The sequence below is a fragment of the Chitinophagales bacterium genome, assembly GCA_040877935.1.
Classification (GTDB): Bacteria; Bacteroidota; Bacteroidia; order Chitinophagales; family CAIOSU01; genus JBBDNB01.
The window spans coordinates 1-15,123 of record JBBDNB010000044.1 but is presented as its reverse complement, the minus strand read 5'-3'; the positions used below and the strand labels follow the sequence as shown (position 1 = coordinate 15,123).

Annotated in this window: 18 protein-coding genes; 7 read left to right on the top strand and 11 right to left on the bottom strand. The window is 39.1% G+C overall.

Translation table 11 applies throughout. The annotated features are described in order from the left end of the window. Window positions 1-30 precede the first annotated feature (30 nt). On the top strand, window positions 31-999 hold the full coding sequence (locus WD048_12125) for a PhoH family protein (protein ID MEX0812956.1): 969 nt from the start codon (window positions 31-33) through the stop codon (window positions 997-999). 1 nt (window position 1,000) lies between these two features. Continuing rightward, window positions 1,001-1,954 (top strand): phosphoribosylaminoimidazolesuccinocarboxamide synthase, encoded by a 954-nt coding sequence (locus tag WD048_12120; protein MEX0812955.1) that lies wholly within the window; start codon window positions 1,001-1,003, stop codon window positions 1,952-1,954. 45 nt (window positions 1,955-1,999) lie between these two features. On the opposite strand, the gene msrB is transcribed toward WD048_12120, so the two are convergent. The 4 genes from msrB to WD048_12100 all read right to left on the bottom strand — a co-directional run bounded on the left by msrB (window position 2,000) and on the right by WD048_12100 (window position 6,936). Further along, the gene (gene msrB, locus WD048_12115) at window positions 2,000-2,479 is read right to left on the bottom strand and encodes a peptide-methionine (R)-S-oxide reductase MsrB (GenBank protein MEX0812954.1); all 480 of its coding nucleotides are present in this window, start codon (window positions 2,477-2,479) and stop codon (window positions 2,000-2,002) included. Window positions 2,480-2,553: 74 nt separating this feature from the next. After that, complete coding sequence (locus tag WD048_12110) at window positions 2,554-5,055, bottom strand: T9SS type A sorting domain-containing protein (protein ID MEX0812953.1); 2,502 nt, start codon at window positions 5,053-5,055, stop codon at window positions 2,554-2,556. A gap of 68 nt (window positions 5,056-5,123) precedes the next feature. Next, window positions 5,124-6,449, bottom strand: a complete 1,326-nt coding sequence (locus WD048_12105) for an MATE family efflux transporter (protein MEX0812952.1) — start codon at window positions 6,447-6,449, stop codon at window positions 5,124-5,126. Window positions 6,450-6,480: 31 nt separating this feature from the next. Then, window positions 6,481-6,936 carry a PaaI family thioesterase gene (locus WD048_12100; GenBank protein MEX0812951.1) on the bottom strand — a complete coding sequence of 152 codons (456 nt, stop codon included), beginning with the start codon at window positions 6,934-6,936 and terminating at the stop codon, window positions 6,481-6,483. A 145-nt stretch (window positions 6,937-7,081) separates the two neighbouring features. Between WD048_12100 and WD048_12095 the strand changes: the two genes are divergently transcribed. The 4 genes from WD048_12095 to coaD all read left to right on the top strand — a co-directional run bounded on the left by WD048_12095 (window position 7,082) and on the right by coaD (window position 9,536). Further along, window positions 7,082-7,648 carry a hypothetical protein gene (locus WD048_12095; protein MEX0812950.1) on the top strand — a complete coding sequence of 189 codons (567 nt, stop codon included), beginning with the start codon at window positions 7,082-7,084 and terminating at the stop codon, window positions 7,646-7,648. Window positions 7,649-7,759: 111 nt separating this feature from the next. Continuing rightward, window positions 7,760-8,518 carry a DUF3822 family protein gene (locus WD048_12090; GenBank protein MEX0812949.1) on the top strand — a complete coding sequence of 253 codons (759 nt, stop codon included), beginning with the start codon at window positions 7,760-7,762 and terminating at the stop codon, window positions 8,516-8,518. Continuing rightward, the gene (locus WD048_12085) at window positions 8,506-9,057 is read left to right on the top strand and encodes an RsmD family RNA methyltransferase (protein MEX0812948.1); all 552 of its coding nucleotides are present in this window, start codon (window positions 8,506-8,508) and stop codon (window positions 9,055-9,057) included. The genes WD048_12090 and WD048_12085 overlap by 13 nt, the downstream gene beginning before the upstream one ends. After that, the gene (coaD, locus tag WD048_12080; protein ID MEX0812947.1) at window positions 9,054-9,536 is read left to right on the top strand and encodes a pantetheine-phosphate adenylyltransferase; all 483 of its coding nucleotides are present in this window, start codon (window positions 9,054-9,056) and stop codon (window positions 9,534-9,536) included. The genes WD048_12085 and coaD overlap by 4 nt, the downstream gene beginning before the upstream one ends. A gap of 50 nt (window positions 9,537-9,586) precedes the next feature. On the opposite strand, the gene WD048_12075 is transcribed toward coaD, so the two are convergent. The 5 genes from WD048_12075 to WD048_12055 are packed head-to-tail and all read right to left on the bottom strand — an operon-like array spanning window position 9,587 to window position 12,706. Beyond that, complete coding sequence (locus tag WD048_12075; GenBank protein ID MEX0812946.1) at window positions 9,587-10,408, bottom strand: aminotransferase class IV; 822 nt, start codon at window positions 10,406-10,408, stop codon at window positions 9,587-9,589. Beyond that, window positions 10,405-10,890, bottom strand: a complete 486-nt coding sequence (locus WD048_12070) for a hypothetical protein (protein MEX0812945.1) — start codon at window positions 10,888-10,890, stop codon at window positions 10,405-10,407. The genes WD048_12075 and WD048_12070 overlap by 4 nt, the downstream gene beginning before the upstream one ends. 2 nt (window positions 10,891-10,892) lie before the next feature. Beyond that, a complete protein-coding gene (locus WD048_12065; protein MEX0812944.1) occupies window positions 10,893-11,549 on the bottom strand; it encodes a CoA transferase subunit B in 657 nt (218 codons plus the stop codon). 59 nt (window positions 11,550-11,608) lie between these two features. Next, window positions 11,609-12,301 (bottom strand): CoA transferase subunit A, encoded by a 693-nt coding sequence (locus WD048_12060; GenBank protein ID MEX0812943.1) that lies wholly within the window; start codon window positions 12,299-12,301, stop codon window positions 11,609-11,611. Between the two features lie 36 nt (window positions 12,302-12,337). Further along, a complete protein-coding gene (locus tag WD048_12055; protein MEX0812942.1) occupies window positions 12,338-12,706 on the bottom strand; it encodes a DUF4296 domain-containing protein in 369 nt (122 codons plus the stop codon). A 26-nt stretch (window positions 12,707-12,732) separates the two neighbouring features. Here WD048_12055 and WD048_12050 point away from each other — a divergent pair, with 26 nt between their 5' ends. Beyond that, the gene (locus tag WD048_12050; protein MEX0812941.1) at window positions 12,733-13,410 is read left to right on the top strand and encodes a YggS family pyridoxal phosphate-dependent enzyme; all 678 of its coding nucleotides are present in this window, start codon (window positions 12,733-12,735) and stop codon (window positions 13,408-13,410) included. Between the two features lie 146 nt (window positions 13,411-13,556). Here the strand turns inward: WD048_12050 and WD048_12045 are convergent, their stop codons facing one another. Further along, window positions 13,557-14,027 (bottom strand): hypothetical protein, encoded by a 471-nt coding sequence (locus tag WD048_12045; protein ID MEX0812940.1) that lies wholly within the window; start codon window positions 14,025-14,027, stop codon window positions 13,557-13,559. A gap of 10 nt (window positions 14,028-14,037) precedes the next feature. Next, window positions 14,038-14,466 (bottom strand): hypothetical protein, encoded by a 429-nt coding sequence (locus WD048_12040; protein ID MEX0812939.1) that lies wholly within the window; start codon window positions 14,464-14,466, stop codon window positions 14,038-14,040. Window positions 14,467-15,123 lie beyond the last annotated feature (657 nt).

Here is a 15,123-nt window from a genome sequence, read left to right as displayed (position 1 = left end):
AAATTTGAAGTTCAAAAATACAATAAAATTTTGAGTGAATTAATCATTAGCATCGGTGATACAGAACCGGTAGAACTCTTTGGAGTAAATAATTCCCGGCTAAACCTTATCAAAAAATCTTTTCCACTGCTTAAAATAGTAGCACGTGGCAATAAGATAAAACTTTCGGGATCTGCTGAAAACATAGCTCAGTGTAAAAACAAAATTGAGCAAATGGTAAAAATGACTGAAAAATATGGTCAGTTGAGCCATAAAAATGTGGAAGCTATAATGGAGCAGGAAGGAACCGTAAGCGATCTCGTTGATGACAGCAGTCAGGTGATCGTTCACGGCTCTAATGGACTGGTAGTTAAAGCCCGTACACCCAATCAGCGAAAAATGGTAACGCTTTCCGATGAAAATGATGTGCTGTTTGCGCTGGGACCTGCCGGAACGGGAAAAACATATACTGCTGTGGCACTTGCTGTAAGAGCTTTGAAAAATAAATCTGTACGCAGAATTATCCTTACAAGACCGGCCGTAGAAGCTGGAGAAAATCTTGGTTTTTTACCGGGAGACCTGAAAGAAAAAATTGATCCTTACCTGAGGCCACTTTACGATGCATTGCACGATATGATTCCGCTTGAAAAGCTCAATTATTACATGCAAAACAATGTGATAGAGGTAGCTCCACTGGCATTTATGCGCGGTCGTACATTAGACAATGCTTTTATCATCCTTGATGAATCCCAAAATACGACTACTGCACAACTGAAAATGTTTTTGACCCGAATTGGACCATCTGCAAAATGCATTATTACAGGTGATATGAGCCAGGTGGATTTGCCTAAAAATCAAAAATCGGGATTGCGACAGGCAGCTGAAATACTTGGACAAATTGAAGGCATTGGTACCATTCACCTGAAACAAAGCGATGTGATCCGCCATAAACTGGTGAAGGAAATTATCAAGGCCTATGAAATTTTAGAAGAACAGGAAAAAAACCCAAAAGACAAATAATATGGCAAATACGCTTATGCACAGCGAATATAGTTTTCCGGGACAAAGCAATGTTTATCACGGAAAAGTAAGGGATGTTTATACCATTGATGACAAATACCTGGTAATGGTGGCCAGCGACAGGATTTCCGCTTTTGATCATATTCTGCCCAAGCCCATTCCATACAAAGGGCAGGTGCTGAATAAAATTGCAGCGAAAAATCTTAAACAATGCATTGACATCTGCCCCAATTGGCTGATCAGCAGTCCTCATCCCAATGTGAGTATTGGCAAGCTTTGCGAACCCATTCCACTTGAAATGGTGGTGCGCAACTACCTTACAGGACATGCCTGGCGAGAATATAAAGCGGGCAAACGTGTATTGTGCGGAGTGCCCCTCCCCGATGGACTGAAAGAACACGATAAATTCGAAAAACCCATTATTACCCCTGCCACTAAAGCCGAGGAAGGACATGATGAGGACATCAGCCGGGAGGAGATTCTACAACGGGGAATTGTAAGCGAAAAAGATTATGAAACACTGGAACGCTATAGCCTTGATTTATTTGAAAGAGGCACGGAACTGGCCGCTGAAAAAGGTTTGATTTTGGTGGATACCAAATATGAATTTGGTTATCACAAAGGCCTGATCACGCTTATGGATGAAATTCACACCCCCGATTCTTCGCGCTATTTCTACGCAGAGGGTTATGAAGAAAGACAGGCCAAGGGAGAAGCCCAAAAACAACTCTCTAAAGAATTTGTGCGAGAATGGCTGATTGAAAACGGCTTTCAGGGACTGGAAGGCCAACAAATGCCGGATATGCCCGATGCTTTTGTAGAAGAAGTAAGTGAGCGCTATATTCTACTCTATGAAACCCTTATGGGTAGAAAATTCATCAAGCGAGCGGAAGATATTGACTCAAAAGTGATTGAAGATAAAGTTGCGGAGGCTTTGGGGAAATTGGAGGCCTGATACTTTTAAAAAATGCCTTAGCAACATTAAGCAATTAAAACGGCATTACTTTTCATCTGTTGAAGCCTCAAAATCCAAAGCAGCAGAATTGATGCAATAGCGCATCCCGGTAGGTAAAGGGCCATCATCAAACACATGGCCAAGATGTGCACCACATCTGCTGCACAAAACTTCTGTTCTGCTCATGCCCAGGGATTTATCTTCTGCCTCAAGGATTGCATCATAGCTTTTGGGAATAAAAAAACTCGGCCAGCCGGTACCCGATTTAAACTTGGTTTTGGAATCAAAAAGCACCTGTCCACAACAAATACAATGATAAAGCCCTTCTTCTTTATTGTCCCAGTATTTGCCGGTAAAAGCTTCTTCGGTTCCACCTTCACGTGTAACATGATATTGCAATTCAGTTAATTGAGCTTTCCATGCCGAGTCACTTTTTTGCACTTCGAAATCGTAAGCTGCCTCCTCTTGTGCCTGGGAACTGCAAAAACAAAAGAGGCTTACAAACAAAATAGACAGATATCTCATACTTAAAACTTTGTTGCATTAAAAAAAGGAGAACCTCACAAAAGTTCTCCTTTAAAAATACTTTTAAAAAAAGACTATCGCAAAACAATCCGCTTATGTGTTTGAATATCATCATTTTGAATACTGATAAAATACATGCCGCTATTAAAGTTGCTTAAATCAAGCTGATACTGCATTTCTTTTCGATTAATCTGATCTTCTATTAACAAACGGCCTTCTATACTCAACACCGAAACTTTCATATTATTTTCCTGAGCCGGGAATCTAAGATTAACAATCCCTTCCGTAGGATTAGGGAATATTTCCAATTGCTTATAAAAATCTTTTTGATCAATCCCTATACCCAATGAATCCGGTGGTTGATTAATTGTATATGCAGAAGCGTAAAAACAGCCATTTTTATCAGTTACGGTTACTTCATAAGCGCCTGTATCTAAACTTGTTATCACAGGAGATGTTTCCCCTGTATTCCACAAAAAAGACAATGGGGGTGATCCACCGTTAACCTCAATAGAAATTTCACCATCGCTCATACCATAAGTAGAAACATCAATAACTGAGTCAATTAAATTTATAGAATCAGGTTCAAAAATTGATACACTTAAACTATCTGTACACCCATTGTCATCAGTTACAGTTACAGAATAAGTGCCTTTATCCAAAGCATTAATATCTTGTGTTGTGTCACCACTGCTCCACAGGTAAGAAAAAGGTGATTTTCCCCCATTCAAAATTAAATCAATATACCCATCTGAATTTCCATAACAATTGACTCCTTTGCTAATTGATTCAATCCTTAGAGAATCGAACTCGCGTACATTGAAACTTGCAAAATAAGCACACCCAGAGTCATCAGTAACAGTAACACCATACAAACCACCTTCAAGATTAAAAATGCTATCAGTGCCAATACTGTTATTGGTCCATTCAAAATTGTATGGCGTTATACCACCACTTACATCAATTGAAACAGCACCATCACTACTTCCATAACAACTCACATCACTAATTGTAGAAGAATGAGAAAAATTTACAGTATCTGAAAGCACATAAGATTCCACAATTTCACAATCAACAGAGTCTTTAATTTTTACAGTATAGGTTCCTGAAATAAGGCTATCAAGATCCTGAGTAATTTCGCCATTTGCCCACAAGTAAGTATAAGGCGATGTTCCTCCTTCTACACTAATATCAATGCTTCCCAATGTACCATTGATACAATTTGGATCAGTTAGAGAATCTAATGAAGCTGTGATTTCAGAGGGTGCTGAAACTTCAAATGAATCAACAAAAACACTGCCGAGCGCATCTGTAAATGTAACCGTATAATTACCGGCAGATAAGCCTGTAACAGATTGAGTATTCGCTCCATTACTCCAATCAAATGTATAAGGAGCCTGGCCGGACTTAACTGTCGTTATGATTGATCCATTGGCATCTCCAAAACATTTAACACTTGTCACTTCTCCAGTCAATTCGTTTAAAATTACTGGACATTGTCTTTTCCCTTCCTGGATCAAGGAATTTCTATAATTAATAAGATTACTTCTCATCACCGCTGCCTGATCATTTGTAAACATTACCTGACAACTTTCTTCTGAATAGTCCATATAGTTTTCCCAAAGGTCAGGATAATCATAAGGCGTATCTACACAAGTATTTTTATTAGGATCACAACCCGTTTGTTGAGAATTGTTTCCGGCATTAGGCGTGTCATCAATGCCATCATCAACAGAACAATCGGGTGGGCCGGGAAAAAAAGGACTTCCTCCATCCCCCCAAATATGTCTGAGTCCGAGATAATGCCCTACTTCATGTACAGCAGTTCGACCTTGATCTGCCATAGATAATATACCTCCTACAGCAAATGGATTATTGACACCAAAAACCTCAAAATGAATAACTACTCCATCAAATTCAGGAGAAGGGGCATTTGAATTAGGTGGCCAGTTGGCAGCTCCAATAGGTGGATACGCAAATCCTAAAACACCAGGCTGACCAAACAAACTTAAATCACCCACCCAGATATTAAGATACCTCTCCGTATCCCAAGCATCGGAGCCACCTTCAGTGGATTGTTTTATGAGATCCAGGTCACCACCAATGTCAAAAAAACCTTGTGTTGTAGTACTCTTCCTGATAATTCCATTAGTGGAATCTCCCAGCGGGTCTTCTTTTGCCAGAAAAAACTCTAATCCTACATCTGCTTTTAGAGTGTCAAATTCAGGTCTAAGATTAGAAGTATCGGAATTTCGCATTCTATAACTCAAATTGAGCATTTCAATTTGATTGTGTATCAATGAATCATGTAAATTTTCATTGGCATTTTTGTATAGAATATGTACAACTACCGGAATTTTAAACACAGAATCCTGACTAAAACCTGACTTGTGATTTGATTGTAAGAAAGCCAGTTGTTTTGCCTGATCAAAGGTCTGATTCCTTGCCTGTATAAAACCGGGGTATTGCGCTTCATATTGCTGTAGCATCAAGTCGTAGCCACATCTGTGAAAATCCTGGGCACTTGTGACAACAACTGTAAAAACAAATAAAAACAATAATAATATATTTCTCATAATTTTTCTTTAAGAGCGCAAATATAAGGAATAAGAGATTTAATACAGAAACAGAAAAACGAGATGAATTATATCTTAATATTTTTCCAATGTCCTGTTTTCAGGTAAATAAAAGTGAGTACCATCAACACAAACCAATAAAAAATTTCAGAAATCCATACAGTAGGGAGCGAAACACCGTCAATATTAAATATGCTAATAATAAAACCCAAATAAATAACTACTGTAATCAATTCTATAAATAAGGAAGCCCTGGTGCTTCCGGTACTGATCACACCATGATACAAAACAGTTGAAACCGAATACACGAAAAGGGCTCCAAGACACACATACAAAACTGGAACGCCCGCGGCAATGACTGTTGGGTTATTGGTATAAAAAGCAAGGCATATTTCAGGAAAAAAACCGCACAATAGTGCCAGAAGCAAGGCAAATAGAAGGCTCATGTAAATAATTTTCTTTAAAGCACTCGTTACTTCTGCCTGACGATTTTGGCCCATTAAATTACTGATTACAGTATTGGCCGTAGTGCTCAAGCCCCAGGCAGGGATTCCTATAACCATGTAAATACTTTTCACAACAGAAGAAACCGCCATTTCATGTGCGCCCATTTTTTCAACAAATGTGAAAAATATCATCCAGGACGACAGACTAATAATGGTTTGCAAAACTATAGGGAAAGCCAACTGTGTAATATTTTTAATCAACTGAACCGAAACCCTGCGCATTTTAAACAAGTGATATTTCTTGCTCAGCTTTGCCATTACCGTATGCACTGCAAACATTAGCAAAGCCACAGCTTCAGCAATATTAGAAGCCCAGGCAGCTCCTGATATCCCCATTTCCGGAAAACCGAATTTCCCGAAAATAAGCAGATAATTCAGCGTAATATTCAGCGCAGACATTACCAGGATATTAAAAAGCAGAAAAGGAGTGCGCCCAATACCCATATAAAAGGCCAAAAACACAGAACCGGTAAAACTAAAAAGCAAACCAAAAGAGCGGGCTTCCAGATAGGTAGTACCTGCTTTTTGAATGTGTATGTCCTGTACCAGTAATTCCATAGCGTAAGTAGAGCCAAAACGCATTATTAAAAATAGCGCAACTGCAATAATCAATACAGCGAACATGGAGTGATCAAAAATAAAACCTGCCGATTTAAATTTTTTCTCTCCTACCCTGCGCGCCACCATAATTTGCGTGCCTTTGGTGTAGGAAAACCCAATCATAAACAAAATGAGGTAATACACACTTACCATACCAATGGCCGCCAATTCCACTTCCCCAACACGCCCCATAAAAGCAGTATCACTAACAGAAATAAAAGTTTGTGCTATACTGGCTAAAATTATTGGATAGGCCAGTTTCCAGATGTCTCTGTATGTTGCTTCCACAGTTTAATTAACTCTTTCCTTCAATAGTGGTTCAGTCCCCGTATTTATCATTCACAGCCCTGTCAATCACAGCCATTGTTGAGCTTGCTTTTGCAATCAATTTACTTTCACTGTCATTCACTGCATACAATTCAGATTCGCAGTTGATAAACTGTTTCCCTGCTTTGAGCACCCATCCTTTGGCTTTTATTTCCTGACCGATTCCTGGCCTTAAATAACTCACTTTAATTTCTATAGTAAACACCTGAACGCCTTCTTCCACAAGACTATATGCTGCAAATCCACAGGCCATATCACTGAGTGAGGAAATTATTCCTCCGTGTACAAAACCATTTTGCTGTTCGTGCATTTCTTTCACTGGCATAGTTCCATTAACTTCACCTTCCTGTATTTCGTCAATCTGAAACCCGATAAGCTGCATAAATTTATTGCGCTCAATTTTAAGACGTACATATGCCTCGTAATTAGGGTTTTTGGATTTCAACATGTCGCAAAAGTATCCATATTTAAGATTAAAACAGCACATTTCTTGTACAAAGCTATTTCTCAAAAGCAATAAAAAACATTATTATTGTACACTTAAAATTAGAGCTTGTGCAGTTCGCGAAATTTGAAATAATAAAAAGTTATTCATGAAATCACCTAAATTATTTGTCAATATCTTTTTGACGCTTGCGGCCATTGGTATGGCGTATTACCTGTATTATATCATTCAGCAACCCATTATTTTTGAGAGAAGTAAAAAAGTGCGTGAAGAAGCACTTATTCAGCGACTAAAAGACGCCCGTGAAGCTCAAATAGCATATAAAGACCTTACAGGTGGATTTGCGCACAAATGGGAGAATCTGATCGACAGCATTAAATATGCAGATTACCCACAAATAAAGATTATTGGTAATCCTGATGACACGACACAAGCTGTTATTTACGATACGACCTATATTCCGCTGAAAAGCAGGGTTTTTGAAGACAACTATGTTGTTGATTCTTTAAAATACATACCATATACCGGGGGAAAAGAAATTATGTCAATCAATGCCGGTGAGATTACAGTGAACAAAGTAAATGTTCAGGTTTTTGAGATCAGAGCTCCTGAACGCAAATTGCTAAATGGCTTGAATAAAGACTACATTGATCCAGATTTTGAATACCGCGTTGGTTCTATGAGTCAGGCTACTTATTCCGGCAACTGGGAATAAGCCTTTGTTTTAGCATAAGCAGTCAAACTATTTGTATGTCTTTATACATACACAACAATTCCAATCACTTGTATTGACAAATTGGGGTTTAATACTGCTAAACACGCAACTATGGCGCAAGTCAATCCATCAAAATATTATCTTGAAGTGCTGCTCAACAATGAGTTGCACTTATACGCACCACTTGATTCCGGGGTGCAAAACTGGGAAATAAACCAAAAGGAAAGAGACAAACAGCTCAATAAAATTGCTGAGCTGGTAAATAAAAAAACCGTTGAGCTGCATATTCTTTTCCAACCGCTTTGTTTTTCCCTTGTGCCGGAAATACTTTTTGAAGCTAGTGAGGCTCCCCTATATTTAGATTTGCATCACAGTGATATCAGCAATTCATTTATCACATTTGAATCCTTGAATTTTGCAGCTATAGAATTGGTTTATGCCATTCCCAAAAAAACAGCACAAGTCTTTAGGCAAAAATTCGAAAATGCATTCTGGCATTGCAGGCCCAAAGCCCTTTTGCAATACATTGCCGAAAAAAGCTTTGAAAACGAGGACATTAGTATGTGGGTTGCCGGAGATTCCAATGAGCTTATGATTGCCCTCTATAAAAAAGGCCGGCTCTTGTTTTACAATACCTTTCAAACCGATTCAGAAACAGATCAATTGTATTACTGCCTTGCCCTTGCCGAACAACAGGGCATTGATAAACAAAGCTGCCACCTGCATCTTCTGGGAGAAAACACTTCTAACGAGCTGAAAACAGCGCTTAAAAAACAATTTGCACACACACGGGAACAGGTCAGCATCAGCAGGGATAAAATTAATTCATCGTTCATCTATTTAGAAGCCATGCATTTATGCGCATCATAGCAGGAAGTTTAAAAGGACGGAAATTCACTCCTCCAAAAGGATTGCCCACACGCCCAACTACCGACTTTGCCAAAGAAGGCCTTTTCAATATCCTGGAAAGCAATTGGGATTTGTCAGAAGTGAAATACCTTGACCTATTTGGCGGCTCGGGCAACTTAAGTTATGAAATGTATTCCAGGGCTTGTCGAAACATTACCATTGTAGATAATTTTGACGGATGTATTCGCTTTATTGAAAATACTGCTGAAAAATTCGGAATTGATTGTATCAAACCTGTAAAAGCAGATGTTTTTAGATTTATAAATTCCTGTAAAGAACAGTTCGACCTAATTTTCGCGGGACCTCCCTACCCTTTAAGTAATTTAGCGGAAATACCGGATAAAATATTGAGCAACAACTTATTAAAAAAAGAAGGGTGGTTTATTCTGGAACACAGTCCGGAACATAATTTTGAAAATCACCCCAATTTTTTTCACCACAGAAACTACAGTAAAACCAATTTTAGTATATTCAGGATGGAACAAAAAGAAGCCACATGAGCAAAAAAATAGCAGTTTTTCCCGGATCTTTTGATCCCATTACCAAAGGACATGTTAACATTGTAAAACGCGCTTTGCCGCTTTTTGACAAAGTGATAATAGGTATTGGCAACAATACTTCCAAAAAATACTCTTTCAGCTTTGAACAGCGCCTGGAGTGGATCAATAAAATTTTTAAAGATGAGCCCAATGTTGAGGCCAAAACCTTCCAGGGTTTAACGGCCTATTATGCCAAAAAAGTCAATGCCAAATACCTGATTCGCGGCATTCGCACAGCTGCCGATTTTGATTATGAAAAAACCATTGCTCAGCTCAACAAGTCGCTGGATACCGATCTGGAAACCATTTGTATTATCAGCGATCCTGAACTGTCGCATATCAGTTCTACCATAGTGCGTGAAATTATTCTCAATGGCGGAGATCCTTCTAAATTCCTGCCCGAAGAAGTGGATGTTTCCGAAATAAAATCAGGTAAATAAAGCTGATTTATGAACCCGATTTCTTTCTGAGCAATAAATAATTTCCGAATTCAGGTTAATAGCTCCAGTACTTTCGGAGCGTGTTTGCACTGAAATGTTTTGCCTTTATATTGCTCCACCCAGCGAATGCCCATAATAGCATTGCTGAGGAAAATTTCATTGGCATCTAATAGTTTATCTTCCTCCAAAGGGCCTGATGCAGCAGTGAGCCCGAGCTCAAATGCCAATTGCAACAGTTTTGCCCGCATGGTTCCGGCCACCGGGCCTTCTGACAAAGCCGGGGTAAACAAATAACCAGATTTAATGGCGAAAATATTGGAAGCCGTTGCCTCTATAATATTCCCCTTGGTATTGCAAATCAAGGCATCATCCCATTGCTGCTCTTGGGCAAATTTTGCGGCCTGCACATAGAGCTGAGCCGAAGTACTTTTAATATTCGCAAGCTTGCCGGTAGCTTTTTGCTGCAAATCATATTTCCCGATATGCAGCCCCTTTTCATTAAGTGTAAATGCACTATTGTCCATTGCTTCAAAACTAAGCAGCCAATCCCATACAGCTTCTGAGTCGGGTTTATAGCGTCCTCCCCCTGTTCTGAAAAAAGTAATTCTCAAACGAAAATCTTTTTCGGGAAATGCATTGGATAACAATCTTTTTATTTCTTCCAGCAGCGAATGGGCTGCTAGCTCTTCTCCCAGCAAAACACTACTGCGCTCAATTCGGGATATATGGGCATGTTCATTGAAAATAGTGCCGTTCACATATTTCATGGTTTCAAAAAAACCATCCCCGTATAGAAAAGCGCGATTGGCAGGGATTAGAGGCAGTGCCTTCTCCTGCTCGTAAATTTTCCCTTTGTAATAATACTGTTTCATTCCAGGTAAAGATCGTATTTCAAAGCAAAGCGTTTTTGTGCCACTTTAAATTCGTGACTGGCGAATTTTTCGGCTACTTGTATATTTTTCAGATAACCACTGAGTTGCTTAAGGTTTTTCTCCCTTAAATTTTTGTGAAAGCTGATTTTCAAAATCTCAGGATATTCGTGCATAAAAACCTGTTTGTAAAAATTCCACCAATCCAGTGCAGCCTGCTGGTATTCATATTCAAGGTTATAAGGCTCGTAGGCTTTAATGCTAATTTTAGCATCCACAATCAATGCCCTGATAGAATCTAAAACCTGGTAGGCGCGCACTTCATTTCCTTTTTCCACCTCATCACCCAGCATTAGAATAGCCTCTTCCAAATGATCCTGCCAGCAAATCAAAAAATCATTGTATTCCACCGCCCCTGATTCATCTGCTTTTGCAAAAAAACAATGCATCAGAAAAAGGGCAATTAAAAGCCCCTTACTCCCCAAGATCAATCGATTTTCATTTCAGGAACATCTCCTTCAATACGCAATTTGCCTTCAGTGGCATTTTTAATTTCTTCCACAGAAACTCCCGGAGCCCTTTCTTTCAGCAAAAAACCATCATCAGTAACATCCAGCACCGCCAAATTGGTAACAATGCGCGTAACACAAGCCACCCCGGTCAAAGGCAGAGTACAGCGCCTCAGTAGTTTAGATTCTCCTTTTTTGTTGGTATGCATCATAGCTACAATAATGTTTTTGGCGGAAGCTACCAGATCCATTGCGCCACCCATGCCCTTTACCATTTTGCCCGGAATTTTCCAATTGGCAATATCCCCGTTTTCGGCTACTTCCATTGCTCCCAATACCGTTAAATCCACATGCTGCCCGCGAATCATTCCAAAAGAAGTAGCGGAATCAAAAAAAGCTGCTCCGGGGCGGGTGGTAATGGTTTGTTTCCCTGCATTGATCAGGTCGGCATCTACTTCTGCTTCTGTGGGGAATGGCCCCATTCCCAGCAAACCATTTTCGGATTGAAATTCCACGTCAAGTTCATCGGGAATATAATTGGCCACCAATGTAGGAATACCGATTCCCAGGTTTACATAAAATCCGTCTTTCAATTCTTTGGCTATTCTTTGTGCTATTTGGTTTTTATCTAACATGATTTACTTGATTTGAAAATTTGATAATTGCTTAATTTGGTGATTTTCAAACCACCTAATTAACTCCTGACAGTTCTTTGTTCAATGCGTTTTTCATAGTTTTTTCCCTGGAAAATACGCTGTACGAATATGCCCGGGGTATGAATTTCATTGGGGTTTAATTCACCGGCAGGAACAAGTTCTTCTACTTCAGCAACCGTTATTTTTCCAGCCATGGCCATCAATGGATTAAAATTGCGCGCAGTGGCTTTGAAAATCAGGTTCCCTGCAGTATCGCCCTTCCAGGCTTTTACCATAGCAAAATCAGCATCAAAAGCCCTTTCCATGACATACATTTTTTCGCCAAACCTACGGATTTCCTTTCCCTCTGCTATTTCTGTGCCATAGCCTGCCGGGGTATAAAATGCGGGAATCCCAGCTCCGGCAGCTCTGCATCTTTCTGCCAGCGTACCCTGTGGTATCAATTCCACATCGAGCTCACCGCTGAGCATTTGCCGTTCGAATTCTGCATTTTCCCCCACATAGGAAGAAATCATTTTTTTGATCTGACGCTTGTGCAAAAGCAGCCCCAAACCAAAATCATCTACGCCTGCATTGTTTGAAATACAGGTTAGGTCTTTGACTTCCAACCGCACCATTTCAGAAATGCAATTTTCTGGTATGCCGCAAAGTCCAAAACCACCCAGCATTAAAGTCATGCCGCTTTCTAAGCCCTGCAACCCTTCGGCTGCATCTTTCACCACTTTGTTGATTGCCATAATTATTCTTTTACTCTAATTTATTGAAAATTAATTTTTTGCCTTTTCCACTGTTTCATCAGATTCTTGCTTGAAATTGGCTTCTAGTACACTGAATGAATCTATGATCTTTTCGTACAACAAATCCATTTCCTCGGGATTTTTTTCATAGGCTTCGAATGTATTCAAAAAATCACTTTTGCTGATATTGTATTTGCTGAAAATTGAATCGTATGCTGCGCTCTTGGCTGTAATAAATGAATCATTCAGCGTTTTAAATTCCTCTGCGCGGGCTTCCAGTAAATGAATTTCCATTAAAATAGGAATCATTTTCTCTTTCGGTACGGAAGACTTTAATTTTGTCTTTTCAGGAGCGCCACAGCACAGCAGCAAAAATGAACAAATTGAAAAGACAAACATTATCCGCATTGTAGAATATTGATACTATGAATTTAAGCAAATACAAAGAAATCGAATCAAAGTTAAAAGAAAAAGGAGTGAAATTGGTGGCAGTTTCCAAAACCAAACCTGCGGAAGATATCCATGTGCTCTACAAGGAAGGACAGCGGGTTTTTGGAGAAAACAAAGTGCAGGAACTCTGCGATAAAGTCGAGCAACTGCCCGATGACATTCAATGGCATATGATTGGCCACCTTCAGCGCAACAAGGTAAAGTATATCGCGCCATTTGTTGCGCTAATCCATGGAGTAGATAGTTTGAAATTGCTTAAAGAGATCAATAAGCAGGGAAGAAAAAATGAACGAAAAATACCGGTATTGCTGCAAATGCATATTGCTGAAGAGGAAAGTAAATTTGGGCTGGACAAGACCGAGCTCAATGATATTATTGCATTACACCCACTTGAAAATTTCCCTAATATAGAAATATGTGGCTTAATGGGAATGGCCACTTTCACTGATGACAAGGAAAAAATCCGCAGGGAATTTCAGTTGCTAAAACAATATTTCGACAATTTGAAAACTGGCTATTTTGCCCAAAGCAATGCTTTTAATGAATTGTCAATGGGCATGTCGGGCGATTATGAAATAGCCCTGGAAGAAGGAAGCACTATGCTGCGCATCGGCAGCCTGATTTTTGGGGAAAGGGATTATCAGAAGGTTTAAATTATTGGGATTAAGTCTTTCATAGCCACAAAGCCACTAAGTCTCAAAGAAATTTTAGAAATAAAGACTTTCAAGTTTTATGTACTTATTAAAACTTGGGTAAGTAGAACGAGCTGAAAGCTTGTGCTATCGGGGGACACTGGCGTTTATTTTTTCAAGTCATTGTACAATTGTTTCATGTGAGTGACAACTGTCGGGATGTTGATTGGTATTGTGAATGTACGTCCATGAGCAATATTGTTTCGTTGATCATAATATAGAGCAATTAGGTTGTAATCGGTTCTTCCCATTTCGGTCAGCAATGCAACTCTGTCCATGAAATAGATACTGTTCGGATTTTGGGTCATTCGCTTATGCAAAATGTCCCAAGTACGTTTATATGACCAATTTGTAAGGTTGTTGTGTTGGTTTTCAATAAGTTCATTTGAAAGTTCATTTATCCTGTCTTCAATTCGGCTGAACATAAACAAAAAATATGCCTGGTCATTTAACTCTCTCCTTCTCTGATATTCTTGTTCCTTCCTATTAAATCCTCTGGCTCTTGATTGATGCTCGATTGTTGCATATCTATTGTCCGTTTCGGAATATATTCTCCACAACTCGTCAAAAATGTTCATGGCGACTTATTTAGAGAATATTCAGTAATTCCGTCTTATTGAATGGCTTACCGTTTTTACGATCTTGAGTGGTGTAGATATGCCATTTGGGTTTCTCAAACTGTTCGGAATAGTCAATAAGAATATAGTTGCCTTTACGGGAAATTATATCAATGCGCCCATTTGCTCCTATTACCCAAAGTCCTTTCGGTTTGAATGTCAGAAGTAGTTGCTTGTCTTTGAAAAGGTCAGCCGTGTCAATGTTCTGAGGTTGAACAACAAATTGCTCCATGGGTTCTTCAAACATTCTCATAGGTTGTCCTGTAACCAGCGTATATTCTGGTTTGTCAGTCAACCAGTTCTGAATGTCTTTGTACAGTTTGGAAACTCTTCTTTTCCAGTCTCTAACTCGTCTTTGTACGTGTGCTTTATTTACTGGTTTTCTTTCTTCTAATTCCATGTCAATGTTATTTGTGCAAAATTACGTTTTTTCAATTGTCCCCAACTGTTCTCGGCTATGACAAGTGTGAAATTTCAAGCCACTTGCTTGTCCGGTTTCAGTTGGTTTATTTTGTGTAATTACTTTCACTTCAGCACTTTAGTCCGCATTTGCTATGCTGCGTATGCGCCTTGAATGGTAAATATAGTTCATTAAAGTGAACATCACAACGGATGGTTCGCCCGAAAGAATTGTTTCAAGTGGGCTCACACACCGCACTCGTAATAGCCAAGCGAAGCCAACTTAGATTAATACACAGTTTTTCTTGGAAATAAAGCCACTAAGCCTCAAAGAAATTTTAGAAATAAAGACTTTTCAAGTTTTATGTACTTATTAAAACTTGGGTAAGTAGAACGGGCTAAAAGCTTTTGCTATTGGAGATACAAAATGCACAACGTATTTATCAATTATTTTCAAAAATGCTCAATAAGATGTGCAATATGCTATTTTTTGTTTGGCGTTACTGTTTTGGAATTTGGCGAAGAAGCGGATTTCGAAGCACTCAGAACCTAAGCCCAATCAAGGTCGTCATCCTATGTTTACAATCTCATTATTTTTATAGGGAATAAAAAGGGAGAAAGAGTAAGGCTATTGATCGTCATTGGTCTTAAAGACAGT